A 25,741-nucleotide genomic window follows, 5' to 3' on the forward strand; every position below is an offset into this window, starting at 1 on the left:
TACCAGCCGCGGCCGTCTCGGTCGCGGGTGGTGCGGCCGGTGCAGCCGGACGGCGGCCCGGCACCGGGGTGGCGGCAGCGGCCTCCGTCGTCCCGGCCGGGTGGGCCATGATCAGGGCGGGGGTCTCGGGCGCGGCCGCTGGCTCGGTCTGGGCCGCCGGCGCCGCGGCCGGCTCGGCCGATGCCTGCTCCGCCGCCGGCTCAGCCGCCGGGGCGGTGTCGGCCGCTGCCGTCGCCGGCTCCTCGGCCGGCGGCGTCGGGCGCAGGCCGGGGAGCGGGGGCTGGATCGGGGCCTTGGCGGCGGTGGCGGGCTGGTCCTCCGGCGCTGTCGCCGGGGCGGCCGTTCCCGGCGGCGCGAGCTGGGAGGCCAGCGCCCCCAGGAGCTGATCGGCGCTGGCGTCGGCGGGCGAGGGAGCAGGCACCGCCGGTGCGGCGTCCGGCGCCAGGGTGACGAAGCCGCTGCGCGGGGCGTCGTCCTGCAGCCGGGCCAGCGCCGCCTGGGCGTCGGCGCTGCCGGCATCGGCGGCGACCCGGTACCAGCCGGCGGCGGCGCGCGGGTCGGGGGCGCCGACCGCGCCGGTCTCGTACATCCGGCCCATGTTGTAGGCGCCGCGCGGATTGCCGTTGGCGCTGGCCTGGCGGAACCATTTCAGCGCCTCGGCCGGGTCGCGGGTGATGCCGCTGCCGTTGAGATAGGCGAGGCCGAGCGCGTTCTGCGAATCGGGGTGGCCGGCCTCGGCCGCCTTGCGGAAATAGGTCGTCGCGGTCGCCGAATCCCGCGCTACGCCGAGGCCCCGCTCCAGCAGCACGCCGAGATTGTAGGCGGCGTTGATGACGCCGTGGTCGGCGGCCTTGCGGTACCAGTAGGCGGCCCGCTCGAAGCTGCGCGGCATCTGCAGGCCGAGGGCGTAGAAGGTGCCGAGATCATGCTCGGCGTCGGGCGCGCCGGCGATCGCCCGGCGGGCCAGGGTGCGCAGCTCGGCCGAGGCGTCGTTGGGCAACAGGGCCTGCGCCGCCGGATCGTCGGGCGCCGCGGCCGGGTCCGCGGACGTGGCCGGAGGCTGGCTCGTCGCAGCCGGCGACGAAGGAGCGGCGGGCTCCGCTTCGGTGCCTGGTGGAGTCACGGAGGCCGATGCCGTGGCCTGCGGTTCCGCAGCCGGCGTCGTCGGGGCAGTCGCCGGCTCCGGGCCAGGCGCCAGGGTGGCGTCGGGCTGCGGCGCCGTCGCCACCGAGGTCTCGGCCGGCGACGGCGTTGCCGGTTCCGGGGTGGTCGTCGCACCTGTCTGCGCCGTGGTCGTCGGTGCGGCCGGGGGCGTCGCCGGAGCGGGAGCGGCCGGTGCCGGCGCGGGGTTCGGGGCGGCCGCGGTCGTCGCCGGTGTCCCTGCCGGTGCGGGAGATGGCGCCGCCGGCTCGCGCGAGCCGAAGCCCAGCAGGGCGATGCTGCCGATGCCGAGCACGGCGATCACCGCCGCCGCGATCCAGCCGAGCAGCCCGCCGCGGCGCGGCTGCGCCACCGCCGCCTCCGCCAGCTGCTCGTTCAGCGTATCGATCTCGCCGCGGGCGCTGCGCAGCTCCTGCTGCAGCTGCATCACGCTGTCGTTCAACGCGTTGAGCCGGGCCTCGTCCTGTGTCTCGGGCGCGGTCTGCGCCGGAAACTGGAGGGAGTCGTCCTGGGGCCGTTCGCCGCTCATGCCGTGACCTGCCTCGACCGTTACCGTGATCCGCGCTGCCCCGCATACGCGCTTAATCTTCTATTATGCCGAAATCCGGGCGGCAACGCGCGGTTGCGATGCTGCACCGGCTGGGCTATCTATCCCGCCCGGCCGATTGGGGCGTAGCCAAGTGGTAAGGCAGCGGGTTTTGGTCCCGCCATTCCTAGGTTCGAATCCTAGCGCCCCAGCCAGCCTCCTTCCTTCCGATCCGAAGCATACGCCGTTCGCGGCCTTCGCGCCTGCCTCCGTCCGCGCGGAACCTGCGGGGCTGCTGCATCGTTTCTGGAGCAGGAGGTACGGATGATGCTCGCGGTTCTCATCGGCGGTTTCGGGCTTGCCCTGTTCTACGGCCTCGCCTTGTGTCGCGCCGCCCGGCAGGACGACGACATGGAGCGGCCGACCCAGATCTCGCATCGCTGGGTGGTCCAGCCGCCGCGCTGGACGGTGTGGGCGCCGACCCGGCAGACGGCCGTCCTCCGCCTGCCGCGCCGCCACCGCTGATCCCTCAGTCGACGGAGATCAGGTCGTCCTTGGCGCCTTCGGACAGGCGCCGTGTGTGGAGCCGCGCCAGCGGGTCCTCCGGATGGTCCGCCGTCAGCACCGCGAACAGCATCGAGGCCCCGGCCTCGCCCCGGCGCAGCGCCGCATGGGCCGCGGCATAGGCCTCGGCGGGGGCGGGGCAGAGCTCGTCGGGGATCAGCGCCTCGACCGGCGCGCCGACGCCGCGCAGCAGCAGCCGCCCGATCGGGCGGAACCGCCGGTCCGGGCAGGCCTTGGCCGTGGCGGCGGCGACGCAGAGCGGCGTGCCCAGTGCCTTGTTGGCATTCTCCAGCCGCGCCGTCAGATTCACCGCGTCGCTGTAGGCGGTGTAGTCGAAATGATGGCGGCTGCCGAAATTGCCGACCACGGCACCGCCGGTGGCGACGCCGATCCGGGTGCGGCCGAAGGGCATGCCCTCGGCCCGGCGGGCGGCGGCGAAGCCGGTGGTGAAGCGGTGGATCGCCAGGGCGCAGGCGACGGCGCGCTCGGCATGGTCGGGCTGGTCCACCGGGGCGCCGAACATCGCGTGCAGCGCGTCGCCCACCATCTTGTCGATGGTGCCGCCGGCCTCCAGCACGCAGCCGCAGACGCCGTCGAAATAGGCGTTCAGCGTCGCCACCAGCCGGTCCGGCGGCACGGTCTCGCTCAGGCTGGTGAAGCCGGCGATGTCGGTGAAGATGAACGACATCTCGCGCCATTCGCCGCCGAGCCGCAGCCGCTCGGGGTGCTCCGCCAGCCGGGCCACCAGGGCGGGGGCGAGATATTGCGCGAAGGCCGCGCGGATGGCGCGGCGGTCTCGCTCGACCCGCCATTGCGCCGTTGCCGCGACCGCGCCGTGGGTCAGCAGCAGGCCCAGCGTCGGCAGGGTCGGATCGAGCAGCAGCCCGGCCTGGCGATAGGCCAGGAAGGCACCGGCGGCGATCGGCACGACGGCCAGCACCACCAGACCGCCCGCGACGATCGCCGGCAGCCGCCGCCAGGAGGCGATCAGGGCGAGGCCGAGCACCAGCAGCAGCCCGATCTCGAGCGCCATGGCCCAGGCCGGCCGGGTCAGGTGGCGGCCGAGCAGGATCTGCTCCAGCGCCTCGGCATGGGCGGTGACGCCGGCGATGCGGTCGCGCAGCGGCGTCAGCACGCTGTCGCCGAAGCCGGTGGCGGTGACGCCGATCAGCGCGATCCGCCCGCGCAGCGCCGTCGCCAGCTCGGCCTCCGGCACGGCCGGGTCGAGCACCCGCCACGCCGCCACCTGGCGGGCCGGCGCGTCCGGCGTGAATTGCAACCAGAACTGGCCGTCCGGCGCCACCGGCAGGATCACCTCGCCAATCCGGATCGCGTCCAGCCCCGGGCCGTCGGGCGCGGCCCGCAGCGTCACGGTGCCGGCGCCCTGGGCGACCCGCAGCGCCTCGACCGCGAGCGACGGGATCAGGGTGTCGCCGAGCCGGGAGACGGCAGGTAGCCGCCGCAGCACCTCGTCCCGGCCCGTCGGCGCGCCGATGCTGCCATTGCCCGAGGCCGCGGCCTCGAATTCCGGCAGGCTGGGCACCGCCCCGGCGAAGCGGTCGAGCCGCTGTCGCGCCGGTCCGATCTCGGCGAAGCTGGCGACGATGCGCGGCAGTCGGCCCGGATCCTCGGCCGGGGCGAAGGCGACGACGCTGCGGGTCCGGCCGAGCGCCCCGGCGAGGACGCGGTCGCGCTCCGGCAGGTCCCGGGTCAGCGCCGCCAGCACCGCCGGGTCGGCGCGCCCCGCCAGCAACTCGCCGATCCGGGCCGGGGCGCCGCGGTCCGGCTCGGCCAGGCCGAGGACGCGCACGACCGCCGCCGCCCCGGCCAGCGCCAGCCGGTCGACCAGCCGGGCCAGGCGGTCGCGCGGCCAGGGCCATTGCCCGAGCCGACGCAGGGATTCGTCGTCGATCGCGACCACGCGGACCGGCACGGCGGGGTCGTAGGCGCGCGGCGCCAGCCGCTGCAGCAGGTCGAAGCCCTGCAGCCGCAGCGCCGCCATCGGCGCCGGGTCGGCCAGGCGCAACGCCACCAGCGCGGCCAGGACCAGGAGCCCGGGCAGGATCGGGCCGAAGCGGCGCCAGAGGCGGTGCATCGGGTCAGGGCGCCCCGGCGTCGGCGATGTCGGCGAGCCCGTCGGTGTCGCAGATCACCAGCGCCCCGTCCTGCCGCCGCAGCAGCCCTTCGGCGGACCAGCGGCCGAGCTGCAGGTTGACCTTCTCGCGGCTGGCCCCGATCAGCTGGCCGAGGTCGCGCTGCGACAGGGCCAGCGGCAGCAGCACCTGGCCGCCCGCGTTGCGGGCGCCGTGGGTCTCGCTCAGCGTCAGCAGCAGCCGCGCCAGCCGCGACGGCAGGGTCATCAGGGCCACGCCCTCGAGCTGGTCGCTGGTGCGCCGCAGCCGGGTCGACAGCAGCTCCAGCAGCCGGATGCAGGCCTCGGGCGATTCGCGCAGCACCGGCAGCATGTCGCGCCGCTCCAGGCTCAGGAGCCGGCAGGGGCCGAAGGCGACGGCGTCGGCGCTGCGGCCGCGGCCGTCCAACAGCGACATCTCGCCGAAGATCTCGCCCGGCTCGAGGATGGCGAGCAGGATCTCGCGCCCCTGCGGCGAGGTCAGGCGCAGGGCGGCGCGGCCGGCCGTGACGATCAGCAGATTCGTGCTCTCGTCGCCGCGCAGCAGGATGGTCTCGCCGTCCGCGTAGCTGCGCTCGGTCAGGCGGGCCGCCAGAGCGTCGCGCTGGGCCGGGGGGAAGGCGGCGAAGAACGGGGTCTCGGACAGAAGGCGACGCTTCTCCGCCGGCGACACGCTGGCCACTGACACTCTCCTGCCTGGACTGCGCTAAGATAGGAGCTGTCTTCCATCACGGGAAGGCCCGGTCGCGCTGCGCAATGCCCTAGGTAACACCGGACGGCCCCGCTCCGAACCATGATCTCTCGGAAAGGGAGATTGCGATGTCACGACTTTCACGCTCCGTCGGGTTCGTCCTCGCCTGCCTGCTGCTGCCGGCCGGGGCCCTGGCCCAGGACCGCCCGAAGATCGGCCAGGTCGACCGGCTCGAGCCGGCGGCCGGCGCCTACTACCAGGGCCAGGACCGGCTGCTCGACCCGGCCTCGCCGGTGTTCCTCGACGACACGCTGTGGACCGGCCCGCAGTCGCGGCTGCAGGTCAAGCTCGACGACGGCACCGAGCTGACGCTCGGGCCGGCGGCCCGGCTGGTGGTCGACGGCTTCGCCTATGGCGGGGCCGACGGCAGCGCCGTGCTGGCGCTGCGCCGGCTGCAGGGCGCCTTTACGTTCGGTGGCGGCGGCGTCGAGCAGGCGCCCGGCCACAGGGTCACCATCGAGACCGGGGTGGCCACGCTCGGGGTGCGCGGCACCCGCTTCTTCGCCGGCCCGATCGACGGCGCCTTCGGCGTCCTGGTCCTCGACGGCGCGGTCGAGGTCTCGACCGATGCCGGCTCGGTGCTGCTCGGTCCCGGCGAGGGCACGGCCGTCACCAGCCGCAAGGCGCCGCCGGGCGAGGTCAAGCGCTGGCCGGCCGAGAAGGTCCGGCGGGCGCTGGCGATGGTCGGCTTCCGCTGAGGCAGGCCGAGGCCTACAGGCCGAGGTCGCGCTTGATCTCGGCCAGGACGGCGCAGGCCTTGTTCGGGTCCTGGGCGCTGATCGAGGGCAGCGACTGGATCTTGCTGGAGATCTCGGACAGCTTGTCCTCGGGCAGCGACCCGTCGCGCACCTTGGAGCCCCAGGCCGCGACCACGGCCGCGGATTCGGCGTTCACGTCGCAGGATTCGGCGGCCAAAGCGGGGCCGGCGAGGACGGCGAGAAGGCCGGCGGTCAGGACGAGGCGGAACATCCGATTCTCTGATGCAGCGCAGCCGCGGGGGCTGCGGGGCGGAGAATCGTCTTCAAGCATGGCAGGATCAAGGCCGGCACACCCTTCCGGTGCCGGTCCGGTTGCGCTATGAAGCGCCAATTCCCCACGGGGTTTTGGAGAACCGACCATGGCCGAGCACGCGTCGTTCCGGAAGGATTTCCCGGTCTCCTGGGAGGAGCTGCACCGCAACGCCCGTGCCCTGGCCTGGCGCCTGGCCGAGCTGGGACCGTGGAAGGGCATCGTCGCCATCACCCGCGGCGGGCTGGTGCCGGCCGCGATCCTGGCGCGCGAACTCGACGTCCGGCTGATCGACACAGTCTGCGTCTCGACCTATGACCACCAGGACCAGCGCGAATCCAAGGTGCTGAAGGCGCCGGTGGAGGGCGACGGCGAGGGCTGGCTGATCGTCGACGACCTGGTCGACACCGGCCGCACCGCCCGGGTGGTGCGCGACCTGCTGCCGAAGGCGCATTTCGCCACGGTCTACGCCAAGCCGGCCGGCCGCCCGTTGGTCGACACCTTCATCACCGAGGTCAGCCAGGACACCTGGATCTTCTTCCCCTGGGACATCGAGTACCGCTACGCCGAGCCGATCGCGGAGATCCGCGCCCAGAAGCGCTGAAGCGAGAGCCCTCATGCCGATCCATTTCGAGGCGTCGGAGCTGGCGGACCGCCGCCGCCGCGTCTGTGCCGAGATCGCCGCCCGCGGCCTCGACGGCCTGCTGGTGTTCCGCCAGGAGTCGCTGTACTGGCTGACCGGCTACGACACCTTCGGCTATGTCTATTTCCAGTGCCTGTGGCTGAGCGTGGACGGGCGCATGACGCTCCTCACCCGCTCCGCCGACGAGCGGCAGGCTTATTTCACCTCGGTGATCGAGGATGTCCGCGTCTGGGTCGACCGGGCGGGGTCCGAGCCGGCGGACGACCTGCTGGCGATCCTGGACGAATACGATGCCCGCGGCGGCAAGGTCGGCGTCGAATGGGACGCCTACGGCCTGACCGCGGCGCTCGGCTTCCGCCTCAGGGCCAAGCTCGACGGCTATACGGCACATGAGGACGCCTCCGACCTCGTCTCCCGCTTCCGCCTGATCAAGAGCCCGGCCGAGCTCGCCTATGTGCGCGAGGCGGCGAAGCTGGCCGACGCCGCCTATGACGAGGCGGTCAAGCTGACCGGGCCCGGCGCCTTCGAGGGCGACATCCTGGCGGCGATGCAGGGCGCGGTCTGGCGCGGCGGCGGCGACGACCCGGCCAACGAGTTCATCATCGGCTCCGGCCCCGGCGCCCTGATGTGCCGCTACTTCACCGGCCGGCGCCACCTCTCGGCCGAGGACCAGCTGACGCTGGAATTCGCCGGCACCTACCGCCACTACCACGCCTGCCTGATGCGCACCCTGCTGGTCGGCAAGGCCTCGCCCGAGCACCGGGCGATGCATCAGGCGGCGGTCGAGGCGCTGGAGGCGGCGAAGGCGGCTTTGAGGCCGGGCCACCCGCTCGGCGACGTGTTCGATGCCCATGCAAGGGTGGCGGACGCGGCCGGGCTGCGCCACGCCCGGCTGAACGCCTGCGGCTATGCGCTCGGCACCACCTTCGCGCCGAACTGGATGGATGCGCCGGGGCTGTCGATGTTCTTCCACGGCAACCCGACGCTGGCGGCGCCGGGGATGGTGTTCTTCATCCACATTATCCTCTACGACAGCGACCGCGGCTTGGCCATGACCTCGGGCCAGACCGTGCTGGTCACCGACACCGGCTGCGAACCGCTGACCCTGGCGCCGACGGATCTGGTTGTCGCTTCGTAGGTTGGGTTCGCGTCAGCGAACCCAACAATGGCTCAGGCGGTGCGATGTTGGGTTCGCAAGGGCGAACCCAACCTACGTCGTCAATCGTGGGTTTCTCCCGACAACGGCGTCGCCCGCATCGACGGGCGGCGACTGAAGGCATCGAACCAGGCCGAGAGCCGCGGCCGGCCGGGGCGGAATTCCGGCAGGTCGCGGAACTCCAGCCAGCTCAGGGCGGTGGCCAGGGCGATCTGGCCGAGATCCACCGGCCCGTCGAGCTCGACCTCGCGCTCGACGAAATCATAGCCCGCTTCCAGCTTCGCCGCCTGGCCCTCGGCCAGGGCAGGGTAGCGCAGCGCCTCCGGCCGGCGCCCGGTCTCCCAGCGCAGGGCGATGCCGGCATCGGCCAGACCCTGGGCCAGGGCCTGCAGCCGCAGGGTCAAGGCCCGCGCCCGGCCGGCGGGCGGGATCAGCCTCGGCCCGTCATGCAACTGGTCCAGGTGGTCGCAGATCGCCACGGAATCGAACAGCGCCAGCCCGTCCTCGCAGATCAGCACCGGCACCTTGCCCAGCGGGTTGGCGGCGAACACCGCCTCGTTGCGCCGGGTCGGGCTGGTCTCGTGATGGATCACCTCGATCCGCCCGGCCAGCCCGGCCTCATGCGCCATCACCAGCACCTTGCGGGCATAGGGGGAATGGGTCTGGTACAGCAGCTTCATGGTCGGTCCCGGCGTGCAGTGGGGCTGTCACGACCCTATCCGCCCGCTTGCGGGAGGTGCGCGCGATGATCGTGTTTACACGCAAGTTTTTTGCGTGAGGAGCTACCCTATCCGTCCGACCTTCATCCGGGGATCCAGCAGGTCGCGCAGCCCGTCGCCGATCAGGTTCAGGCCCAGCACCGCCACGGCGATGGCCAGGCCCGGGAACACCGCCTGCAGCGGCGCCTGGGCCAGCAGGGTCTGGGCGTCCAGCAGCATCTTGCCCCAGCTGGCCTGCGGTGGCTGGGTGCCGAGGCCGAGATAGCCCAGCGCCGCCTCGGCCAGAATGGCGATGGCGAACTGGATCGTCGCCTGCACGATCAGGGCGTTGGCCATGTTCGGCAGCACGTGGCGCAGCGCGATGTCCAGCCGCGACCGGCCCAGCGACTGGGCGGCGCGGACGAAGTCGCGGCCATAGACCACCAGGGCGGCGCCGCGCGCCACCCGGGCGAAGACGGCGATGTTGAAGATGCCGATCGCCAGGATGGCATTGACCGCGCCGGGGCCCAGCAGGGCGGTGATCAGGATGGCGCTGAGGATCGCCGGGAAGGCGAAGGTCAGGTCGACGGCGCGGCCCAGGATCTCGTCGGTCCAGCCGCGCCTTGCCGCCGCCCACAGGCCGAGCGGCACGCCGAGGACCAGGCCGATCACGACCGCGACCACCCCGACCGCGACCGAGGTGCGGGCGCCGACCATGATGCGGGACAGCGTATCGCGGCCCAGCTGGTCGGTGCCCAGCCAGTGCAGCGCGCCCGGCGCCTGCAGCTTCTGCGGGATGGCGATGGCGTTCGGCGGAAACGGCGTCCAGGCCAGGCTGAGCAGCGCCATGCCGATGAAGACGACGCAGAGGGCGAGGCCGAGGGCAAAGCCGCGATGGGCGAACAGCCGGACCATCGTCACCCCGCTTGCTTCGGCCGCGGGTCGATCACGGCATAGACCACGTCGACCAGGAAATTGACCGTGACGACGATGGCGGCCAGCAGCACCACCACGTTCTTGACCACGATCAGGTCGCGCTGGGCGATGGCCTGGAAGGCCAGCCGGCCCAGCCCGGGCAGGGTGAAGACGTTCTCCACCACCACCGCGCCCGCCATCAGGAAGCCGAACTGCAGCCCGACGATGGTGGCGACCGGGATCAGGGCGTTGCGCAGCACGTGGCGGCGCAGCACCTGGCCCTTCGACAGGCCCTTGGCCCGGGCGGTGCGGACATAGTCCTCGCGCATCGTCTCCAGCATCGCGGAGCGGACGATGCGGGCCAGGATGGCGGCCTCGGTCAGGGCCAGGGCCACGGCCGGCAGCACCAGCGCGTGCAGGGCCCGACCCCAGCCGGCGGACCAGCCGGGAAAGCCGCCGGCGCCGAACCAGCCGAGCTGCAGCGCGAACAGCCAGATCAGCATGATGCCGACCCAGAAGCTGGGCACGGCAAGGCCGAGCTGGCTGAACCCCATCACCCCCCAGTCGCCGATCCGGTTGTGCCTGACCGCGGCCAGCATGCCGAGCGGGATGGCCAGCGCGGTCGACAGCGCCAGGGCGAACAGCGCCAGCGGCGCGGTCACCGCCAGCCGGTCGCCGATCAGCTTCGCCACCGGCATCTTGTAGGTGTAGCTGGTGCCGAAATCGCCGGTCAGCGCCCCGCCGACCCAGTCGAGGTAGCGGACCGGCGCCGGCCGGTCGAGGCCCATCTGGCTACGCAGGGCCGCCAGCGTGTCCTCGCGCGCCTCGGTGCCCAGCATCAGCAGCGCCGGGTCGCCGGGCAGCACCTCGAGCACGGTGAACACCACCACCGAGGCGGCGAACAGCGTGAACAGCAGCGTCAGCACCCGCCGCCCCAGGAAGCCGAGCATCGGTCAGGCGCCTGGCGCGGCGGGGTCGGTGCAGCCGGTCATTCCACCCAATAGGCCTTGGTCATGTCGTTGGCGGCGATCGGGCTGTTCTTCCACATCCCCATCAGCTTGGCGTTGCGCACCCCGGTCTTGGGCAGCTGGAACAGGAACACCGCGGCCTCGTCGTCGGACAGGATCTGCTGCGCCTGCTGGTACAGGGCCTTGCGCTGCTCCGGGTCGATCGTGCGGTTCAACTGCTGGATCACCTGGTCGAAGGTCGGGTTGTCGTAGCCGAAATAGTACTTGTCCTTGCCGCGGGCGTAGATGTCGATGTCCAGCGCCTCGGTGTGCGCGACGATGGTCATGTCGTAGTCGAAGCCCTTGAACACCTGCTCCAGCCACTGCGCCCATTCCACCGGCACCAGCTCGACCTGGACGCCGATCTCGGCCAGCTGCGCCTGGATGATCTCGCCGCTGCGGCGGGCATAGCCGGGCGGCGGCAGCTTCAAGGTCGCCTTGAAGCCGTCCGGATAGCCGGCCTCGGCCAGCAGCGCCTTGGCCTTGGCCGGGTCATAGGGATAGGCGCCGGTCAGGTCCTTGTAGGCCGCCTCATAGGGCGCGAAATGGCTGCCGATCGGGGTGCCGTAGCCGAACATGGCGCCGTCGATCAGCACCTGGCGGTCGATCGCCATGGCCAGGGCCCGCCGCACCTTGACGTCGCCGAACGGCTTGCGGCGCTGGTTCACCGCCATCACGGTCTCGCCGGCAGTGGTGCCGATCTCGACCGCGAAGCGCGGATCGGCCTTGAACTGGTCCAGCGTCTCCGGCGCCGGCATGTTCGGGAAGGCGTCGATGTCGCCCGACATCACCGCAGCCGAGGCCGCCGCCGGGTCGGCGACGAAGCGGAAGATCAGCCGGTTCAGCGGCGGCTTGTCGCCGGCATAGGCGTCGGTGCGTTCGAGGGTGACATGATCGCCCGGCACCCATTCGACGAATTTGAACGGGCCCGTGCCGATCGGGTGGGTGCCGTTGTCGGCGGCGGAGTTCGGCGCCACGATCAGCGCCGCCGCCTGGCCGAGATGGAACAGGAACAGCCCGTCCGGATGCGACAGGGTGATCACCACCTGGTCCGCCGCCGGGGTGTCGACCGACTGGATCGGCTCGAAGAAGACCTTCTGCGGATTGGTCGAATCGGCGGCGCGGGCCCGGTCCAGCGAGAACTTCACCGCCTCGCTGTCGAATTTGGTGCCGTCGTGGAAGGTGGTGCCGCGGCGCACGGTGAAGGTGTAGGTCAGGGCGTCGTCCGACACCGTCCATTCGGTGGCCAGCCCCGGCTGCACCTGGCCGTTCTCGTCGATCCGGGTCAGCCCCTCGAACAGGTTGGCATAGACCACTTCGGCGATGGCCGCGGCGGCGCCGCCGGTCGGGTCCAGGTTCGGCGGCTCCAGCACCATGCCGATCACGGCCTGGTCCTTGGCGGCCAGCGCCGGCGTTGCGATCAGCCCGGCCGCCAGAACGGCGGCTGCGAGCATGCCCCTCATCCCCATCATCGTCTCCCTGTGCCGGTGGGACCGAATCCCCCGGCCCTTCGCGTTCGCCGCAGATGATGGCAGCGCCGCCGGGGCGGGTTCAAGGCTTGCCGTATTTCTCCCGCCAGCCCTGGTGCGGCCCCAGCGTCCCGGCGTGCCAGACGCCGCGGGCGATGGCGCGGGCGACGCAGTCGGCGGCGATGGCGCCGATCCGGGCCAGCGCCACGGCCCGCGCCTCCGGCAGCTGCACGGCGCCGGTGGCCAGGGCGAAGACGGTGTCGCCGTCCATCGGCGTGTGCACCGGGCGGATGGCGCGGGCCAGCCCGTCCTGCGCCATGATCGCCAGGCGCTGCGCCTCGGCCTTGGTCAGGGCGGCGTCGCAGGCGACGATGCCGATCGTGGTGTTGCCGCCGGGCTCCGGCTGGGGCGAAGCGGGATGGCGGAACAGCACCGGCTCCGGCCCCGCCGGCCCGGTCGGGCGGTGCGGGCCGCCGAACTCGCCCTTGTGCTCCCAGGGCCAGGCCCAGAAGGTGCCGTCCGGCATGGTCACGGCGCCGATCGGGTTGGCGGCGACCAGCGCGCCGATCGTGACACCGGTCTCGGGGTCGATGGCGGAAGCGGTGCCCAGCCCGCCCTTGCAGGTCGCGGTCTTGGCGCCGGTGCCGGCGCCGGCATTGCCCTGGCGCACCTCGGTGCCGGCGGCGTCGCAGGCGGCCAGCGCCAAGGCGCGGTAGGGCGGGGTGTCGCCCCAGCCCTTGTCGCCGCCATTGGTCAGGTCGAACAGGATCGCGGCCGGCACGATCGGCACCCGGATGCTGCCCACCGGATGGCCGCGGCCGCGCGCGGCGAGCCAGGCGACGACGCCCGACGCCGCCTCCAGCCCATGCACCGAGCCGCCGGACAGCACCACCGCATCGATCGCCTCGACCAGGCAGGTCGGGTCCAGCGCGTCGGTGTCGCGCGTGCCGGGGGCGCCGCCGCGGACATCGACCGCGCCGGTGCAGCGCCTCTCCGGCAGCAGCACGGTCACGCCGGTGCGCGCCGCCATGTCCTCGGCCTGGCCGACCAGCAGGCCGGCGATGTCGGTGATGGAATTGCGCGGGCCCGGGCGGATGGTCATGTGCAGTCTCTGCGGCAGCGGCGCGGCCAGCAGACAGGACGGGCCGGCGCGCCGTCAACGCCGATCGTGGTTCCCGTCCTGCGGCCGCGACCCTATGCTCCGCCGCCATGACCGATCTGCCGCTCATCCGCCTGCAGCCCGGCCGCGACAAGCGCGTCGCCGCCGGCCATCCCTGGATCTTCTCGAACGAGATCGCCATGACGCCGGAGCTGCGCGAGGTGCCGCTCGGCGCCCCGGTGCGGGTCGAGGCGGCCAGCGGCAAGTCCCTCGGCATCGGCGGCTTCAACCGGCACGCGCTGATCGCCGTGCGCATGCTCGACCGTAGCCCGGATACGGCGATCGACACCGGCTTCCTGCGCCGGCGCCTGGTCGCGGCCCTGGCGCTGCGCGACACGCTGTTCGACCGGCCCTTCTACCGCCTGGTCCATGCCGAGGCCGACGGGCTGCCGGGGCTGATCATCGACCGCTACGGCGACGTGCTGGTGCTGCAGAGCAACACGGCGCTGATGGACCGGCTGGAAACACCGCTCTGCGACGCGCTGGAGGAGCTGCTCAAGCCCCGCGCCATCGTGCTGCGCAACGACAGCGCCATGCGCGGCCTGGAAGGGTTGGCGGAGGAGGTTCGGGTCGCCCGCGGTGCCCTCGACGGCCCGGTCGCGGTCGAGGAGAACGGCGCGAGGTTCGAGGCCGACCCGCTGGGCGGCCAGAAGACCGGCTGGTTCTTCGACCAGCGCGACAACCGCGCCTTCGTGGCCAAGCTGGCCCGCGGCCGGCGGCTGCTCGACGTCTACACCCACACCGGCGGCTTCGGCATCCAGGCGGCGCTGGCCGGCGCCGAGGCGGTGACGCTGGTCGACCGCTCGGCCCCGTCGCTGGAGCTGGCGGCCAAGGCGGCGGCCGCCAACGGCGTTGCCGACCGGGTCGTCATGGCCCGCGGCGAGGCCTTCGCCGAGCTGGAGCGGCGCGGCGGGGAGGGCGAGCGCTGGCCGGTGGTGGTGGTCGACCCGCCGGCCTTCGTCAAGTCGAAGAAGGACCTCGCCGCCGGGTCGCGCGGCTACGCCAAGCTGGCCCGGCTGGCGGCGCGGGTGACCGAGCGCGGCGGCTTCCTCTGCATCTTCTCCTGCAGCCATCACGTCGACCCGGCGCTGTTCGCCGAGCAGGTGGCCCGCGGCCTGGTCGATGCCGGGCGGATGGGCCGGATCCTGCGCCAGTCCGGCGCCGGGCCGGACCATCCGGTGCACCCGCTGCTGCCGGAAAGTGCCTATTTGAAGGGAATCGTCCTGCAGCTCGACTGACGAGTCGGGTTGACAAGCCGGGCCGCTCCCGCTGGTCTAGACCAGCCAAAAGGGGAGGCCCGAGACAATGACCACCATCCTGACCCGTGCCCTGCTGATGGGCGCGGCGCTCGCCGTCCTGGCCGGCACCGCCCGCGCCGAGGACGTCACCCTGACGATCGAGAGTTGGCGCAACGACGACCTCAAGATCTGGCAGGACAAGATCGTCCCGGCCTTCGAGTCGTCGCATCCGGGGATCAAGCTGAACTTCGCGCCCTCGGCGCCGACCGAGTACAACGCCGCGCTGAACGCCAAGATGGAGGGCGGGGTCGCCGGCGACATCGTCGCCTGCCGCGCCTTCGACGCCTCGCTGGCCCTGTTCCAGAAGGGGCATCTGGCGGCGGTCAACGACCTCAAGGGCATCGACGCCTTCCCGGAGGCGTCGCGGACGGCCTGGAGCACCGACGACGGCAAGACCACCTATTGCGTGCCGGTCGGCTCGGTGATCGGCGGCTTCATCTACAACAAGACCATCTTCGACAAGCTCGGCCTGACCCCGCCGCAGACCGAGGCCGAGTTCTTCGCCCTGCTCGACAAGATCAAGGCCGCCGGCGAGATCCCGCTCTCGATCGGCAGCGCCGACCAGTGGGAGGCCGCGACCATGGGCTTCCAGAACATCGGCCCGAACCACTGGCAGGGCGACCCCGGCCGCAAGGCGCTGATCGCCGGCACCGCCAAGTTCACCGACGCGCCCTACGTCGCCGCCTGGGCCGAGTTGGCGAAGTGGAAGCCCTATCTGGCCGACGGCTACGAGGCGCAGTCCTACCCGGACAGCCAGAACCTGTTCACCCTCGGCCGCGCCGCGATCTACCCGGCCGGGTCGTGGGAGATCCCGCTGTTCGAGGCCCAGGCCGAGTTCCCGCTCGGCGCCTTCCCGCCGCCGGTGGCGAAGGCGGGCGACCCCTGCTTCATCTCGAACCACACTGATCTCGGCTTCGGCATGAATGCGAAGACCAAGCATCCGGAGGCGGCGCGCGCCTTCCTGGAATGGGTGGCCTCGGCCGAGTTCGCGACGCTCTACACCAACGCCCTGCCGGGCTTCTTCACCCTCTCGACCCACAAGGTCGAGCTGAAGGACCCGCTGGCGGCGGAGTTCCAGGGCTGGAAGGACAAGTGCGGCGGCAACATCCGCCTGGCGCACCAGATCCTGTCGCGCGGCAAGCCCAATGTCGACCAGGCGATCTGGAACGTCTCGGCCCAGGTGCTGAACGGCTCGATGACCGCGGAGCAGGCCGGCGCCAAGGTCCAGGAGACCCTCGACGCCTGGTACAAGCCGCCGGGGAAGTGAAAGCAGCGCAGGGCTGAACACGATCGGGGCGATTGGCAGAGTATGCCAATCGCCCTATCCTATTCATCTGCAGACGTGTTCAGAGGACAGCCCGCGATGCCGACCCGCAACGTCGTCGTGACCGACCATCAGGCCGAGCTGATCGAAGGGTTGGTCAAGTCCGGCCGCTACCAGAACGCCAGCGAGGTCCTGCGCGAGGGGCTCCGTCTGGTCGAGCAGCGCGAACAGGAAGACGCGGCCAAGCTGGAGCGTCTGCGGGCCGCGGTCCAGGTCGGAATCGATGCGATGGAGCGCGGAGAGTACACTGAGTTCGAGTCCATGGACGATCTGGAGCGGCACCTGAACGCCTTGGCCGAGGAAGCCATATCCGGCGCCACCAAATCCGGTTCGGCGGACTGATCCAGAATGGCCGGCGGCCGCTGGCGGGTCCGCTTGAGCATCACGGCCAATCGGGACTTCGCTTCCATTCTTCGCTGGACCACGCAAACCTTCGGTCCGAAGCAGGCGAGCGACTATCGGCAGACGATCATCCAGGCCATCCGCGCACTGGGAGGCGGGCCAGACCTTCCGGACAGCAAGGCACGCGACGAGGTTCAGGCAGGCATCCGCACGCTGCGTGTCGCCAGGCGCGGCCGCACCGGCCGACATGTTCTGGTCTATCGTGTCATCGACGAAGGCGTCATCGAAGTGCTGCGCATCCTGCATGATGCGATGGACCTCGGACGCCATGTGCCGCCAGGGCAATGAGCCGTAGGTCGGGTTCGCCCAAGCGAACCCGACCTACGGGACAGCGCCTATCCCACTCTGGCAGCCGCGTCGGGCCGGTGGAGATAGCTGGTGAAGGTGTCGCGGAACACGCTCTCGCGCCGCAGCGCGATCGGCATCTGCGACAGGATCTGGCCCACCTGGCCGCGGTGATAGCCGCCATGGGCGATCACATGGGCCAGCATCTCCTCGCGCGACATCCGCCCGGGCTTGCCGTCGGTAAAGGTGAAGGCGATCACCTCCGCGAGTTCGTCCGGGCTCAGCCGCGCGGCGTAGTCGACATACCAGCGGTCGGTGTCCCGGACCGCGGCGGACAGCGCGTCCAGCGCCGGAGCATGGTCGGGTTCGTTGTCGCTGTAGCCGTGCTCGATCCTCTGCAGATTGGCGGCGAAGATGCGGTCGACGATGTGGGCGTGGTTGAGGATCAGGGCGGCCGAGTGCCGCTCTGTCTGGAGGGTTTCGCCGTCCAGGGCGGCCATGGCGGCCAGCAGCCGGTCATTCGCCCAGGCCTTGTATTGGAACAATGATGTCAGGAGCGATTGCGTCATCGTGGTCTGTCCGTGACTTGCGTGGAAGATCTGCAGCCATGCCGACTCGGTCGGACGCCACCCGCCGACAGTCTCGCGCCGATCCTGCCGGAGGTCAAAGCGGGAGCGGCCGGGCCGCGTAAGGCGCTTGAAGCCGGTGCCGTCAGTCTCTATCTCACGATCGATTTACTTTGCCGGGATGCAAGTGTGATGGCCGGCGCGGATCAGCTCACGACCACCGTTTCCACCAAGGGGCGGGTGATCCTGCCCAGTGCCATCCGGCAGCGGCGGGAGTGGCGGGCGGGAACACGGCTGCTGGTCGAGGAAACGCCCGAAGGCGTGTTGTTGAAGCCTGTGCCGGCCTTCCCCGAGACGCAGCCCGAAGATGTCTTCGGGTCGCTTCCCCATCGCGGCAAGCCCAAGTCGCCGGAGGAGATGGACGCCGGCGTGCTCGCCGAGGCCAGGCGGCGTCTTGCCGACGATTGATAGCAAATCTGATCGTCCGCTATCCCTTGACCGGCGACCATCCCGACCAGCGAGCAAGGTTGGGTTCGCCTGTTGGGGCGAACCCAACACTTTGTTGTTCTCTACGTCATCGATGTCGGGTTCGCGTACCGCGAACCCGACCTACTCGCCGATCTGTGCCAATTGCGTCTCAGCACCCCAATCTGCAGGCGGCCCCTTCTCGCTCCACCAGCGTTTGCCGCCGGCGATCCACCGGGCCCGGAGTTCGGAATGGCCGGTCGTCGCATCGTCGTAGCCGAACTGCGTTCCACAGCAAGGGCAGATGTCGAACGACGCACAGCCATGCTCGTCATAGGGTGCTTCCTCGAGCCCGGGAAAGCGGCAGACGGGACAGGCGAAGCTCATCCGGCTTTCCCGCTCAAGCCCCCACCCGGGCCAGCAGCAGCAGGCGGCGGAAGGGGAACAGGGTGCTGCCGTCCGGCTGCGGCGGATAGGCCTGGGCCAGCCGCGCCGAATACGTGGCGATGAAGGCGTCGAGCTCCGGCCCCGACAGCGCCGCCATCACCGGCAGCAGCGCGGTGCCGCGCACCCAGTGCAGCACCGGGTTGTCGCCCTTCAGCACGTGCAGGTACTCGGTCTCCCAGATGTCGAGCGCGGCGGTGCGGGGCGCCAGCAGGTCGTAATAGGCGGCCGGCATGCCGACCGGCGGGCGGCGCAGCGGGATCCGGCCGGACCAGGGCGGCTCCGACGCCAGCGCCCGCATCAGCACATGGCTCGGCGCGTCGAAGTTGCGCGGCATCTGCACCGCCAGCACGCCGCCGGGCGCGAGGCAGGACAGCAGGCGCGGCACCAGCGCCTCGTGTCCCTCCAGCCATTGCAGCGCCGCGTTGGAGAAGATCAGGTCCACCGGCTCCTTGGGCGTCCAGTCGGCGATGTCGCCCTCGACCCAGTCCAGGTCCGGATGGGTCGCCCGCGCCTCGCGCAGGGCGTTGCGGTCGCGGTCCAGGCCGGTGACCGCGGCGCGCGGCCAGCGTTCGGCCAGCTGCGCGGCCAGGGCGCCGGTGCCGCAGCCGAGGTCGACGATCCGTCGCGCCTCGATGTCCGGCAGGCGGGTGATGAGGTCGAGCCCGGGCTGCAGCCGCGGGCCGGCGAATTTCAGGGTGTGGGTCGGATTCCATGCCATGGCGCCAATCTACCGGAAGACCTGCCTCCAGCGCATCCCCGCACCGATCCGTGGGCGGATCGATTGACTCGGGCGCCGGTCGTGCCTATAACCCGCGACCGTTTTGCGTCCGGAAGGGCGCAGTAGAGCCATCCGGAGTCCGATCGTGAAGAGAACCTTTCAGCCCAGCAAGCTGGTGCGTGCGCGCCGCCATGGCTTCCGCGCCCGCATGGCGACCGTCGGCGGCCGCCGCGTGCTGTCCAATCGTCGCGCCAAGGGCCGGAAGCGCCTCTCCGCGTAATCCGGGCCCAGCAGATTTGCCTTGGCAAATCTGCTGATTTTGAGGGCTTGGGCCGGGGTGACCGGATGCGCGTCCGCCTTGACGATCCTTCCCTGATCCGCCTCGGCCGGCTGAAGAAGCGGGCCGAGTTTTTGGCCGTGGCCGGCACGCGCCGCAAATGGGCGCAGCCGGGCGTGATCGTCCAGCTGCGCCGCTGGGACCAGGCCAGGAACGACGCGGAGGCGACCGTCGGCTGCGACCTGCGGGTCGGCTACACCGCCAGCCGCAAGGTCGGCAATTCGGTCGCCCGCAACCGGGCGCGCCGCCGCCTGCGCGCCGCCGCGGCCGAGGTGCTGGGCCGCCGGGCGGCGCCGGGCCTCGACCTGGTGCTGATCGCCCGCGGCGAAACCATCCGCCGGCCCTTCGCCGATCTGGTCGCCGATCTCGACCGCGCCCTGCAGAAGCTGGGCGCCGTGCGCCCGGCGGCGGAGGCGGCAGGGGCTGCGGCATGAGCCCGCTGGCCCATGGACTGCGCGCCCTGGTGATCGGCTACCGTTACAGCCTGTCGGCGCTGATTGGACGCCAGTGCCGCTTCGCGCCCACTTGCTCCGCATATGCGATCGAGGCTATTGAGCGGCACGGTGCGATCGCCGGGGGCTGGCTGGCCCTGCGGCGCATCGCGCGTTGCCACCCCTGGGGTGGGTCGGGGTATGACCCCGTGCCCGACGCCCCGACCAAGAATGCCGGCGGGTCCGGCCGTGACGCCTGCTGCGGCGGAACGGCCCGGCCCACCGACAACTGACCGTATTCGACTGACCGGCCGGCCAGATGTGAGGGCAGAGGCCGGGACCGGAGCCCTGATGCGATGACCGACCAGAAGAACCTGATCCTGGCGATCGCCCTTTCGCTGGCCATCCTTCTCGGCTTCCAGTTCCTGTTCCCGGCGGCGACGCCGCCCGCGCCGGCGCCGCAGCAGCAGACCACGGCCGGCACCACCACCTCGACCGCGTCGCCCCAGGCGCCGACCGCGATCGGCACGGCCGCCCAGGCGCCGATGGACCGCACCCAGGCGCTGGCCCAGAGCGGCCGGGTCAAGATCGACGCGCCGCGCGTGCACGGCTCGATCAACCTGACCGGCGGCCGGATCGACGACGTCACCCTGCGCGACTACCGCGAGACGGTCGACCCGAACAGCCCGGAGATCGTGCTGCTGACGCCGCTGGGCGGGCCGTCTCCCTATTACGCCGACTACGGCTGGGCGCCGGCCGATCCCTCGGTCGTGGTGCCGGGCGCGAACACGGTCTGGACCGCGGATCGCGAGACGCTGACCGCGGACGCGCCGGTGGTGCTGCGCTGGGACAACGGCCAGGGGTTGGTGTTCGAACGCAGCATCTCGATCGACGCCAACTACATGTTCACGGTGGTTCAGCGGGTCGTGAACAACACCGACAAGCCAGTGCAACTCGCCTCCTACGGCCGGGTGCTGCGCTTCGGCACGCCGGTGACCCAGGGCTACTACGTGCTGCATGAGGGCCCCTACGGCGTGTTCAACGGCACGCTCGAGGAGAAGACCTACCACGACATCCAGGACGACAAGGCGGTCCGGAACAGCACCACCGGCGGCTGGCTCGGCTTCACCGACAAGTACTGGCTGGCGGCGCTGATCCCGGACCAGGCGGTCAAGGTCGACACCCAGTTCCTGCACCAGTCGGAGGGCGAGGGCCGCTACCTCGCCACCTACCAGGCCGACGCCGTGACCGTGGCCCCGGGCCAGACCGTGGAATCGACCGGCCGGCTGTTCGCCGGCGCCAAGGAGGTCGACCTGATCGGCAGCTATGCCGAGACGCTGAACATCACCAAATTCGACTTCGCCATCGATTTCGGCTGGTTCTGGTTCCTGACCAAGCCGTTCTTCAAGATCCTGGCCTGGATCCACAGCGTCGTCGGCAATTTCGGCGTCGCGATCCTGATCTTCACCCTGGCGCTGAAGCTGCTGTTCTACCCGCTGGCGGACAAGTCGTACCGCTCGATGGCGAAGATGAAGGCGCTGCAGCCGGAGATGGTGAAGCTGCGCGAGCGCTTCGCCGACGACAAGGCCAAGCAGCAGCAGGAGCTAATGGCGCTGTACAAGCGCGAGAAGGTCAACCCGGCCGCGGGCTGCCTGCCGATCATCATCCAGATCCCGGTGTTCTTCGCGCTGTACAAGGTGCTGCTGGTCACCATCGAGATGCGGCACGCGCCGTTCTTCGGCTGGATGCACGACCTGTCGGCGCCCGACCCGACCACGGTGTTCAACCTGTTCGGCCTGATCCCCTGGTCGCCGCCGGCGATGCTGATGATCGGCGCCGCGCCCATCATCATGGGCGTCACCATGTTCCTGCAGCAGAAGCTGAACCCTGCGCCGGCCGATCCGGTCCAGGCCAAGGTGTTCATGATGCTGCCGATCGTGTTCACCTTCATGCTGGCGCATTTCCCGGTCGGCCTCGTGATCTACTGGGCCTGGAACAACACGCTGACGATCCTGCAGCAGTGGTCGATCATGAAGCGCATGCATGTGAAGATCTCGGGCGGGATGGAGGAGGGGGCCGAGGCACCGGCGGCGCTGCCGCCCTCGGTCACCCGCAAGAAGAACGGCGATGGCGCCGCGCCGAAGGCGCCGGCCGCTCCGAAGGCGCCCGGCCCCCGCAAGCCGGCGGGCCGCAAGGGGTGACGGAGCCGGAGGCGACCAAAGGGGTGCCGGAGCCGAAGGTGACCAAAGGGGTGACGGAGCCGCAGGCTGCCGAGCGAGAGGCATTCGGTCCGGAGGCGATCGAGGCGGGGCGGCTGCTGTTCGCGCAGGAATGCCGTTTCACCTGGGGCTCGGCCGCGCTGACCGACCTGCCGCCCGCGGGCCTGCCGGAGATCGCCTTCGCCGGCCGGTCGAACGTCGGCAAGTCCAGCCTGGTCAACGCCCTGACCGGGCGCAAGACCCTCGCCCGCATCAGCCACACCCCGGGCCGCACCCAGCAGCTCAACTTCTTCGACCTCGGCGGCCGGCTGTCGCTGGTCGACCTGCCGGGCTACGGCTACGCCAAGGTGTCGAAGTCGCTGTCCCAGGGCTGGACCGAGACGCTGAAGGGCTATCTGCGCGGCCGGGCGACGCTGCGCCGGGCCCTGGTGCTGGTCGACGGCCGGCACGGCATCAAGGAGTCGGACGCCGAGATCCTGAAGCTGCTCGACGACACCGCGGTCGCCACCCAGGTGGTGCTGACCAAGATGGACAAGGTCGGCAAGGGCGAGCGCGAGCGCCGGATCCCGGAGGTCGAGGCCGAGCTGAAGCGCCACCCCGCCGCCTTCCCGCGGGTGTTCCTGACCAGCAGCGACGGCGGCGAGGGCATCCCGGAGCTGCGCGCCTTCCTCACCGAGATCGCGAAGAACGGCTGACCGCGGTTGATCGCGGCCGCGCGGTCGGGCATGACAGGGACGCCGGCAACCGCTCGCAGGATTCGAGCCCGATGACCAAGCCCTTCGCCGCCCCGCCTGTCCTTCCCGCCGCCTCGCTCGACAAGGCCCAGACCCTGGTCGAAGCGCTGCCCTTCATGCGCCGCTATGCCGGCGCCACCTTCGTCATCAAATACGGCGGCAACGCCATGGGCGACGATTCGCTGACCGAGAGCTTCGCCCGCGACGTCGTGCTCTTGAAGCAGGTCGGCATCAACCCGGTGGTGGTGCATGGCGGCGGCCCGCAGATCGGCGCGATGCTGGAGCGGCTGAACATCAAGTCCGAATTCGTCGACGGGCTGCGCGTCACCGACCGCAACACCGTCGACGTGGTCGAGATGGTGCTGTCCGGCAACATCAACAAGTCGATCGTCTCGGCCATCCAGGCGGTCGGCGGCAAGGCGGTCGGCGTCTCCGGCAAGGATGGCGGCCTGATCTCGGCCCGCAAGCTGCAGCGCACCAAGCGCGACCCCGACAGCAACATCGAGCGCATCCTCGACCTCGGCTTCGTCGGTGAGCCGGCGGCGGTGAACCCGGAGATCCTGGAAGCGTTCGAGGACAGCGACTTCATCCCGGTGATCGCGCCGATCGGCGTCGGCCCGCGCGGCGAGAGCTACAACATCAACGCCGACACCGCGGCCGGCGCCATCGCCGCGGCGCTGAACGCCACCCGCTTCTTCCTGCTGACCGACGTCGCCGGCGTGCTCGACAAGGAGAAGTCGCTGATCCAGGAGCTGCCGCTGGCCCGGGCGCGCGAGCTGATGACCGACGGCACCATCTCCGGCGGCATGATCCCGAAGCTCGAGACCTGCATCTCGGCGGTCGAGCAGGGGGTCGAGGGTGCGGTGATCATGGACGGCCGGGTGCCGCATGCCGTGCTGCTCGAGGTCTTCACCGAAGGCGGCATCGGGACGCTGATCCGGGCGTGAATCGCCGAGCCTGAATCGTAGGTTGGGTTCGCGCCCCGCGAACCCAACACCCTTCATCGCTCGACCCGTGTTGGGTTCGCCAGGGCGAACCCAACCTACACCTGCAGACCGATCAGCCGGCTCACCACGTCCAGCAGCACCTCGGCGCCGGCGGCCAGCTGCTCCGGCGCGGTGAACTCCGCCGGGTTGTGGCTGATGCCGCCGCGGCTGGGCACGAAGATCATCGCCGACGGCGCGATCCGGGCGATCATCTGGGCGTCGTGCCCGGCGCCGGAGGTGATGCGGCGCCAGCGATGGCCGCGCCGCTCCGCCGCCTCGGCGATGAGGCGCACCAGCTCCGGGTCGAACCGCACCGGGCTGAACCGCGCCAGCCGCTCAGCCGCTACCTCCACACCCTCGGTTTCGGCCAGCCGTTCGAGATAGCCGGCCAACTCCGCCTCGGCCGCCTGCAGCCGCTCCTCCTCCGGGTCGCGCAGGTCGACCGTGAACACCGCGCGCGACGGGATCACATTGATCGCGTCCGGCTCCAGCCGCAGCGACCCGACGGTGGCCAGCGTGCCGGCACGGGCCACCCGGTCGCGCAGATGGGCGACGACGCGGGCGGCGGCCAGGCCGGCGTCGCGGCGGGCGGCGATCGGCGTGGTGCCGGCATGGTTGGCCGCGCCGGTGATGGTGATGCGCTGCCAGGAGATGCCCTGCAGCGAATCGACGGCGCCGATCGCCAGCCCCTCCGTCTCCAGGATCGGTCCCTGCTCGATGTGCAGCTCCAGATAGCAGGCGGGGCGGATCGCTCCGGTCTCCAGGTCGCCGGCATAGCCGATCCGCGCCAACTCCTCGCCCAGCACGGCGCCGTCGGTGCCGATCGTGGCCAGGGCGGCGTCGAGGCCCAGCCCGCCGGCATGCACCAGCGACCCCATCATGTCCGGCTGGAACCGCACCCCCTCCTCATTGGTGAAGGCGGCGACCGCGACCGGCCGGGCCGGCACGGTGCCGGCGGCCCGCAGCGCCTCGACCACCGCCAGCCCGGCCAGCACGCCGTAACAGCCGTCATAGATGCCGGCGTCGATCACCGTGTCGATATGCGACCCGATCATCACCGGGTCGGCGTCGCCCGCCGCCGGCCACAGGCCGAAGATATTGCCGATGCGGTCGACCCGCGCCTCCAGCCCCGCCTCCCGCATCCAGCCCACCAGCAGGTCGCGGCCGTCGCGGTCGGCATCGGTCAGCGCCAGCCGGGTCGGCCCGCCGGACGGGCCGCGGCCGACGGCGCCCAGGCGCTGCAGCCGGTCGAGCAGGCGGACTGGGTCGAGGACGGGGCGAGTGGTCATGGCGGATCCGGGATCGTTGCCGCGGCAGCATATCGCCGCCCCCGCTCGATCGGTTTGCGTATTGCGGCGGGCCGCGCAAAGCCTTTGCGCCGTCAGGGCGCGATCTGCAGATGCAGATGGTCGTCGTGCCGGGCGGCACGGCAGCCTTGGAAGCGCAGCAGCGGCGAAGACAGGCCGAGGCGGCGGACCAGATGCGGCTCCAGCAGGATCCTCTCGAGCCCGAAGCGCGGCCCATCGGCCAGCAGCCAGGCCACGGCCGCCCTTGTCCGCTCCGGCTCCAGCGGCCGGTCGGGGTACAACCCCTGCAGCAGGCCCATGTCCCAGCGCAGCGTCAGCCAGCGCAGCTCGGCGCAGGGCTGCGGGTCGTCCGGTCCCGGCTGCTCGAAGGCCCAGTAGCCGATCGGCGACCGCAGCAGGCCCGGCCGATAGGCGCCGTCGGGATCGGCATAGAAGAGAAGGCGAGGTCCAGCTTGCGTCCGTCGTCATGCGACAGGTGCGGCGCCAGCGGCATGCCGTCGAGGAACGGGAAATTGGCGTCCAGATACAGCGTGACCGTGCCGGGATGGGCCTGGTCCATGGCCGCGGCGAGGGCGTCGAGCAGTGGTCCCAGCCTCGGGTCGACATAGTTGCGGTTCAGCAGGCAGTACAGCGGGCTGCCGGCGGCGACCGGGCGGCCGGGCTCGGCCCGACAGGGCAGGGGCACCCGCCCGGCCAGCGCCGCGAGGGGCGGGACGACGACCAGGGTCGCGATGGCGTACAGGATCGCGAACAGCCCGAGGAGCGCGAGGCCGCGCAGCCGGCCCTCCAGCGGCAGCGCTCGGCTGAGCAGCCAGGCGAGGATCAGCACCGCGCCGCCGATCTGGCTGAGGACCGTCAGCACAAGGACGGCCAGCAGGAAGGCCAGGCGCCGCATGCGATGCCCCGCGACTCGGATGGCGATCATGCGAGCGTAACGGGTCGTGCGGCGAAGGTCGCTCGCCGGCTTCCGATGCCGGGCGGCATCCTCTAGGGTTCCTCCGACCCCCCCCAGAACGCCAAGACCGAGGACCGCA

At 71.3% G+C, this 25,741-nt stretch carries 30 protein-coding genes and 1 tRNA gene; 16 read left to right on the forward strand and 15 right to left on the reverse strand.

Going from position 1 to position 25,741, the window contains the following annotated elements; translation table 11 throughout:
* Positions 1 to 1,690 (reverse strand): tetratricopeptide repeat protein (locus ACTOWL_RS31020; protein ID WP_441325152.1); only part of this gene is annotated, 1,690 nt, incomplete at its 3' end.
* Between the two features lie 137 nt (positions 1,691 to 1,827).
* On the opposite strand from ACTOWL_RS31020, the gene ACTOWL_RS31025 reads away from it, so the two are divergent.
* Both ACTOWL_RS31025 and ACTOWL_RS31030 read left to right on the forward strand, forming a co-directional pair.
* A tRNA-Gln gene (locus ACTOWL_RS31025) sits at positions 1,828 to 1,902 on the forward strand.
* A gap of 112 nt (positions 1,903 to 2,014) precedes the next feature.
* A complete protein-coding gene (locus ACTOWL_RS31030; protein ID WP_441325153.1) occupies positions 2,015 to 2,212 on the forward strand; it encodes a hypothetical protein in 198 nt (65 codons plus the stop codon).
* Positions 2,213 to 2,216: 4 nt separating this feature from the next.
* Here the strand turns inward: ACTOWL_RS31030 and ACTOWL_RS31035 are convergent, their stop codons facing one another.
* The gene (locus ACTOWL_RS31035; protein ID WP_441325154.1) at positions 2,217 to 4,346 is read right to left on the reverse strand and encodes a CHASE2 domain-containing protein; all 2,130 of its coding nucleotides are present in this window, start codon (positions 4,344 to 4,346) and stop codon (positions 2,217 to 2,219) included.
* 4 nt (positions 4,347 to 4,350) lie between these two features.
* Positions 4,351 to 5,064: a Crp/Fnr family transcriptional regulator gene (locus tag ACTOWL_RS31040; protein WP_441325155.1), complete on the reverse strand. Its 714-nt coding sequence runs from the start codon at positions 5,062 to 5,064 to the stop codon at positions 4,351 to 4,353.
* Positions 5,065 to 5,201: 137 nt separating this feature from the next.
* Here ACTOWL_RS31040 and ACTOWL_RS31045 point away from each other — a divergent pair, with 137 nt between their 5' ends.
* Complete coding sequence (locus ACTOWL_RS31045; RefSeq protein ID WP_441325156.1) at positions 5,202 to 5,831, forward strand: FecR family protein; 630 nt, start codon at positions 5,202 to 5,204, stop codon at positions 5,829 to 5,831.
* Between the two features lie 13 nt (positions 5,832 to 5,844).
* On the opposite strand, the gene ACTOWL_RS31050 is transcribed toward ACTOWL_RS31045, so the two are convergent.
* Positions 5,845 to 6,102 (reverse strand): hypothetical protein, encoded by a 258-nt coding sequence (locus ACTOWL_RS31050; protein ID WP_441325157.1) that lies wholly within the window; start codon positions 6,100 to 6,102, stop codon positions 5,845 to 5,847.
* A 148-nt stretch (positions 6,103 to 6,250) separates the two neighbouring features.
* Here ACTOWL_RS31050 and gpt point away from each other — a divergent pair, with 148 nt between their 5' ends.
* Together gpt and ACTOWL_RS31060 are read left to right on the forward strand one after the other, a co-directional pair.
* A complete protein-coding gene (gpt, locus tag ACTOWL_RS31055; RefSeq protein WP_441325158.1) occupies positions 6,251 to 6,745 on the forward strand; it encodes a xanthine phosphoribosyltransferase in 495 nt (164 codons plus the stop codon).
* 13 nt (positions 6,746 to 6,758) lie between these two features.
* On the forward strand, positions 6,759 to 7,922 hold the full coding sequence (locus ACTOWL_RS31060; RefSeq protein WP_441325159.1) for a M24 family metallopeptidase: 1,164 nt from the start codon (positions 6,759 to 6,761) through the stop codon (positions 7,920 to 7,922).
* A gap of 80 nt (positions 7,923 to 8,002) precedes the next feature.
* Here ACTOWL_RS31060 and ACTOWL_RS31065 read toward each other — a convergent pair whose 3' ends face one another.
* From ACTOWL_RS31065 to ACTOWL_RS31085, 5 genes are all read right to left on the reverse strand, one after another.
* Positions 8,003 to 8,620 carry a glutathione S-transferase family protein gene (locus ACTOWL_RS31065; protein WP_441325160.1) on the reverse strand — a complete coding sequence of 206 codons (618 nt, stop codon included), beginning with the start codon at positions 8,618 to 8,620 and terminating at the stop codon, positions 8,003 to 8,005.
* Between the two features lie 102 nt (positions 8,621 to 8,722).
* A complete protein-coding gene (locus ACTOWL_RS31070) occupies positions 8,723 to 9,553 on the reverse strand; it encodes an ABC transporter permease (protein ID WP_441325188.1) in 831 nt (276 codons plus the stop codon).
* Positions 9,554 to 9,555: 2 nt separating this feature from the next.
* Complete coding sequence (locus ACTOWL_RS31075) at positions 9,556 to 10,503, reverse strand: ABC transporter permease (protein ID WP_441325161.1); 948 nt, start codon at positions 10,501 to 10,503, stop codon at positions 9,556 to 9,558.
* 38 nt (positions 10,504 to 10,541) lie between these two features.
* The gene (locus tag ACTOWL_RS31080) at positions 10,542 to 12,014 is read right to left on the reverse strand and encodes an ABC transporter substrate-binding protein (protein WP_441325162.1); all 1,473 of its coding nucleotides are present in this window, start codon (positions 12,012 to 12,014) and stop codon (positions 10,542 to 10,544) included.
* Between the two features lie 97 nt (positions 12,015 to 12,111).
* Positions 12,112 to 13,131: a P1 family peptidase gene (locus ACTOWL_RS31085; protein ID WP_441325163.1), complete on the reverse strand. Its 1,020-nt coding sequence runs from the start codon at positions 13,129 to 13,131 to the stop codon at positions 12,112 to 12,114.
* Positions 13,132 to 13,238: 107 nt separating this feature from the next.
* On the opposite strand from ACTOWL_RS31085, the gene ACTOWL_RS31090 reads away from it, so the two are divergent.
* From ACTOWL_RS31090 to ACTOWL_RS31105, 4 genes are all read left to right on the forward strand, one after another.
* A complete protein-coding gene (locus ACTOWL_RS31090) occupies positions 13,239 to 14,426 on the forward strand; it encodes a class I SAM-dependent rRNA methyltransferase (RefSeq protein ID WP_441325164.1) in 1,188 nt (395 codons plus the stop codon).
* Between the two features lie 67 nt (positions 14,427 to 14,493).
* Positions 14,494 to 15,753, forward strand: coding sequence for an ABC transporter substrate-binding protein (locus ACTOWL_RS31095; RefSeq protein ID WP_441325165.1), 1,260 nt, complete (start codon positions 14,494 to 14,496; stop codon positions 15,751 to 15,753).
* Positions 15,754 to 15,849: 96 nt separating this feature from the next.
* The gene (locus tag ACTOWL_RS31100) at positions 15,850 to 16,152 is read left to right on the forward strand and encodes a type II toxin-antitoxin system ParD family antitoxin (RefSeq protein ID WP_441325166.1); all 303 of its coding nucleotides are present in this window, start codon (positions 15,850 to 15,852) and stop codon (positions 16,150 to 16,152) included.
* 33 nt (positions 16,153 to 16,185) lie between these two features.
* Positions 16,186 to 16,500, forward strand: coding sequence for a type II toxin-antitoxin system RelE/ParE family toxin (locus ACTOWL_RS31105; protein WP_441325167.1), 315 nt, complete (start codon positions 16,186 to 16,188; stop codon positions 16,498 to 16,500).
* Between the two features lie 47 nt (positions 16,501 to 16,547).
* Here the strand turns inward: ACTOWL_RS31105 and ACTOWL_RS31110 are convergent, their stop codons facing one another.
* Entirely contained in the window at positions 16,548 to 17,066 is a 519-nt protein-coding gene (locus tag ACTOWL_RS31110; protein ID WP_441325168.1) for a DinB family protein, read from the reverse strand.
* Between the two features lie 21 nt (positions 17,067 to 17,087).
* On the opposite strand from ACTOWL_RS31110, the gene ACTOWL_RS31115 reads away from it, so the two are divergent.
* A complete protein-coding gene (locus ACTOWL_RS31115) occupies positions 17,088 to 17,531 on the forward strand; it encodes an AbrB/MazE/SpoVT family DNA-binding domain-containing protein (protein WP_441325169.1) in 444 nt (147 codons plus the stop codon).
* A 141-nt stretch (positions 17,532 to 17,672) separates the two neighbouring features.
* Here ACTOWL_RS31115 and ACTOWL_RS31120 read toward each other — a convergent pair whose 3' ends face one another.
* Together ACTOWL_RS31120 and ACTOWL_RS31125 are read right to left on the reverse strand one after the other, a co-directional pair.
* A complete protein-coding gene (locus tag ACTOWL_RS31120) occupies positions 17,673 to 17,915 on the reverse strand; it encodes a hypothetical protein (protein ID WP_441325170.1) in 243 nt (80 codons plus the stop codon).
* A gap of 13 nt (positions 17,916 to 17,928) precedes the next feature.
* Positions 17,929 to 18,693 (reverse strand): methyltransferase domain-containing protein, encoded by a 765-nt coding sequence (locus ACTOWL_RS31125; RefSeq protein WP_441325171.1) that lies wholly within the window; start codon positions 18,691 to 18,693, stop codon positions 17,929 to 17,931.
* A gap of 145 nt (positions 18,694 to 18,838) precedes the next feature.
* Here ACTOWL_RS31125 and rpmH point away from each other — a divergent pair, with 145 nt between their 5' ends.
* The 6 genes from rpmH to argB all read left to right on the forward strand — a co-directional run bounded on the left by rpmH (position 18,839) and on the right by argB (position 23,361).
* The gene (gene rpmH, locus ACTOWL_RS31130) at positions 18,839 to 18,973 is read left to right on the forward strand and encodes a 50S ribosomal protein L34 (protein WP_138887974.1); all 135 of its coding nucleotides are present in this window, start codon (positions 18,839 to 18,841) and stop codon (positions 18,971 to 18,973) included.
* 65 nt (positions 18,974 to 19,038) lie between these two features.
* Entirely contained in the window at positions 19,039 to 19,464 is a 426-nt protein-coding gene (gene rnpA / locus ACTOWL_RS31135; RefSeq protein ID WP_441325172.1) for a ribonuclease P protein component, read from the forward strand.
* On the forward strand, positions 19,461 to 19,754 hold the full coding sequence (yidD, locus tag ACTOWL_RS31140; protein WP_441325173.1) for a membrane protein insertion efficiency factor YidD: 294 nt from the start codon (positions 19,461 to 19,463) through the stop codon (positions 19,752 to 19,754). Before rnpA ends, yidD begins: the two co-directional genes overlap by 4 nt.
* A 63-nt stretch (positions 19,755 to 19,817) precedes the next feature.
* Positions 19,818 to 21,662: a membrane protein insertase YidC gene (yidC, locus tag ACTOWL_RS31145; protein WP_441325174.1), complete on the forward strand. Its 1,845-nt coding sequence runs from the start codon at positions 19,818 to 19,820 to the stop codon at positions 21,660 to 21,662.
* A gap of 38 nt (positions 21,663 to 21,700) precedes the next feature.
* A complete protein-coding gene (gene yihA, locus ACTOWL_RS31150; RefSeq protein ID WP_441325175.1) occupies positions 21,701 to 22,375 on the forward strand; it encodes a ribosome biogenesis GTP-binding protein YihA/YsxC in 675 nt (224 codons plus the stop codon).
* 71 nt (positions 22,376 to 22,446) lie between these two features.
* Positions 22,447 to 23,361: an acetylglutamate kinase gene (gene argB, locus ACTOWL_RS31155; RefSeq protein ID WP_441325176.1), complete on the forward strand. Its 915-nt coding sequence runs from the start codon at positions 22,447 to 22,449 to the stop codon at positions 23,359 to 23,361.
* Positions 23,362 to 23,456: 95 nt separating this feature from the next.
* Here argB and ACTOWL_RS31160 read toward each other — a convergent pair whose 3' ends face one another.
* The 3 genes from ACTOWL_RS31160 to ACTOWL_RS31170 all read right to left on the reverse strand — a co-directional run bounded on the left by ACTOWL_RS31160 (position 23,457) and on the right by ACTOWL_RS31170 (position 25,602).
* Positions 23,457 to 24,689 (reverse strand): Zn-dependent hydrolase, encoded by a 1,233-nt coding sequence (locus ACTOWL_RS31160; protein WP_441325177.1) that lies wholly within the window; start codon positions 24,687 to 24,689, stop codon positions 23,457 to 23,459.
* A gap of 92 nt (positions 24,690 to 24,781) precedes the next feature.
* A complete protein-coding gene (locus tag ACTOWL_RS31165) occupies positions 24,782 to 25,006 on the reverse strand; it encodes a hypothetical protein (RefSeq protein ID WP_441325178.1) in 225 nt (74 codons plus the stop codon).
* A gap of 14 nt (positions 25,007 to 25,020) precedes the next feature.
* Positions 25,021 to 25,602 carry a hypothetical protein gene (locus ACTOWL_RS31170; protein WP_441325179.1) on the reverse strand — a complete coding sequence of 194 codons (582 nt, stop codon included), beginning with the start codon at positions 25,600 to 25,602 and terminating at the stop codon, positions 25,021 to 25,023.
* Between the last annotated feature and the right edge of the window lie 139 nt (positions 25,603 to 25,741).

The sequence above is a fragment of the Inquilinus sp. CA228 genome, from assembly GCF_052078665.1.
Taxonomy (GTDB): Bacteria; Pseudomonadota; Alphaproteobacteria; order DSM-16000; family Inquilinaceae; genus Inquilinus.

What these genes read in the sequence shown, in the direction of transcription:
- yidC (WP_441325174.1), top strand. Translation starts at nt 19,818, where the DNA reads ATGACCGACCAGAAGAACCTGATCCTGGCGATCGCCCTTTCGCTGGCC.
- ACTOWL_RS31060 (WP_441325159.1), top strand. Translation starts at nt 6,759, where the DNA reads ATGCCGATCCATTTCGAGGCGTCGGAGCTGGCGGACCGCCGCCGCCGC.
- ACTOWL_RS31100 (WP_441325166.1), top strand. Translation starts at nt 15,850, where the DNA reads ATGCCGACCCGCAACGTCGTCGTGACCGACCATCAGGCCGAGCTGATC.
- ACTOWL_RS31110 (WP_441325168.1), bottom strand. Translation starts at nt 17,066, where the DNA reads ATGACGCAATCGCTCCTGACATCATTGTTCCAATACAAGGCCTGGGCG.
- yidD (WP_441325173.1), top strand. Translation starts at nt 19,461, where the DNA reads ATGAGCCCGCTGGCCCATGGACTGCGCGCCCTGGTGATCGGCTACCGT.
- ACTOWL_RS31080 (WP_441325162.1), bottom strand. Translation starts at nt 12,014, where the DNA reads ATGCTCGCAGCCGCCGTTCTGGCGGCCGGGCTGATCGCAACGCCGGCG.
- ACTOWL_RS31165 (WP_441325178.1), bottom strand. Translation starts at nt 25,006, where the DNA reads ATGGGCCTGCTGCAGGGGTTGTACCCCGACCGGCCGCTGGAGCCGGAG.
- ACTOWL_RS31120 (WP_441325170.1), bottom strand. Translation starts at nt 17,915, where the DNA reads ATGAGCTTCGCCTGTCCCGTCTGCCGCTTTCCCGGGCTCGAGGAAGCA.
- ACTOWL_RS31045 (WP_441325156.1), top strand. Translation starts at nt 5,202, where the DNA reads ATGTCACGACTTTCACGCTCCGTCGGGTTCGTCCTCGCCTGCCTGCTG.
- ACTOWL_RS31050 (WP_441325157.1), bottom strand. Translation starts at nt 6,102, where the DNA reads ATGTTCCGCCTCGTCCTGACCGCCGGCCTTCTCGCCGTCCTCGCCGGC.
- ACTOWL_RS31070 (WP_441325188.1), bottom strand. Translation starts at nt 9,553, where the DNA reads ATGGTCCGGCTGTTCGCCCATCGCGGCTTTGCCCTCGGCCTCGCCCTC.
- ACTOWL_RS31170 (WP_441325179.1), bottom strand. Translation starts at nt 25,602, where the DNA reads ATGCGGCGCCTGGCCTTCCTGCTGGCCGTCCTTGTGCTGACGGTCCTC.
- ACTOWL_RS31075 (WP_441325161.1), bottom strand. Translation starts at nt 10,503, where the DNA reads ATGCTCGGCTTCCTGGGGCGGCGGGTGCTGACGCTGCTGTTCACGCTG.
- ACTOWL_RS31090 (WP_441325164.1), top strand. Translation starts at nt 13,239, where the DNA reads ATGACCGATCTGCCGCTCATCCGCCTGCAGCCCGGCCGCGACAAGCGC.
- gpt (WP_441325158.1), top strand. Translation starts at nt 6,251, where the DNA reads ATGGCCGAGCACGCGTCGTTCCGGAAGGATTTCCCGGTCTCCTGGGAG.
- rnpA (WP_441325172.1), top strand. Translation starts at nt 19,039, where the DNA reads ATGCGCGTCCGCCTTGACGATCCTTCCCTGATCCGCCTCGGCCGGCTG.
- ACTOWL_RS31085 (WP_441325163.1), bottom strand. Translation starts at nt 13,131, where the DNA reads ATGACCATCCGCCCGGGCCCGCGCAATTCCATCACCGACATCGCCGGC.
- ACTOWL_RS31030 (WP_441325153.1), top strand. Translation starts at nt 2,015, where the DNA reads ATGCTCGCGGTTCTCATCGGCGGTTTCGGGCTTGCCCTGTTCTACGGC.
- ACTOWL_RS31095 (WP_441325165.1), top strand. Translation starts at nt 14,494, where the DNA reads ATGACCACCATCCTGACCCGTGCCCTGCTGATGGGCGCGGCGCTCGCC.
- argB (WP_441325176.1), top strand. Translation starts at nt 22,447, where the DNA reads ATGACCAAGCCCTTCGCCGCCCCGCCTGTCCTTCCCGCCGCCTCGCTC.
- ACTOWL_RS31125 (WP_441325171.1), bottom strand. Translation starts at nt 18,693, where the DNA reads ATGGCATGGAATCCGACCCACACCCTGAAATTCGCCGGCCCGCGGCTG.
- ACTOWL_RS31035 (WP_441325154.1), bottom strand. Translation starts at nt 4,346, where the DNA reads ATGCACCGCCTCTGGCGCCGCTTCGGCCCGATCCTGCCCGGGCTCCTG.
- ACTOWL_RS31065 (WP_441325160.1), bottom strand. Translation starts at nt 8,620, where the DNA reads ATGAAGCTGCTGTACCAGACCCATTCCCCCTATGCCCGCAAGGTGCTG.
- ACTOWL_RS31160 (WP_441325177.1), bottom strand. Translation starts at nt 24,689, where the DNA reads ATGACCACTCGCCCCGTCCTCGACCCAGTCCGCCTGCTCGACCGGCTG.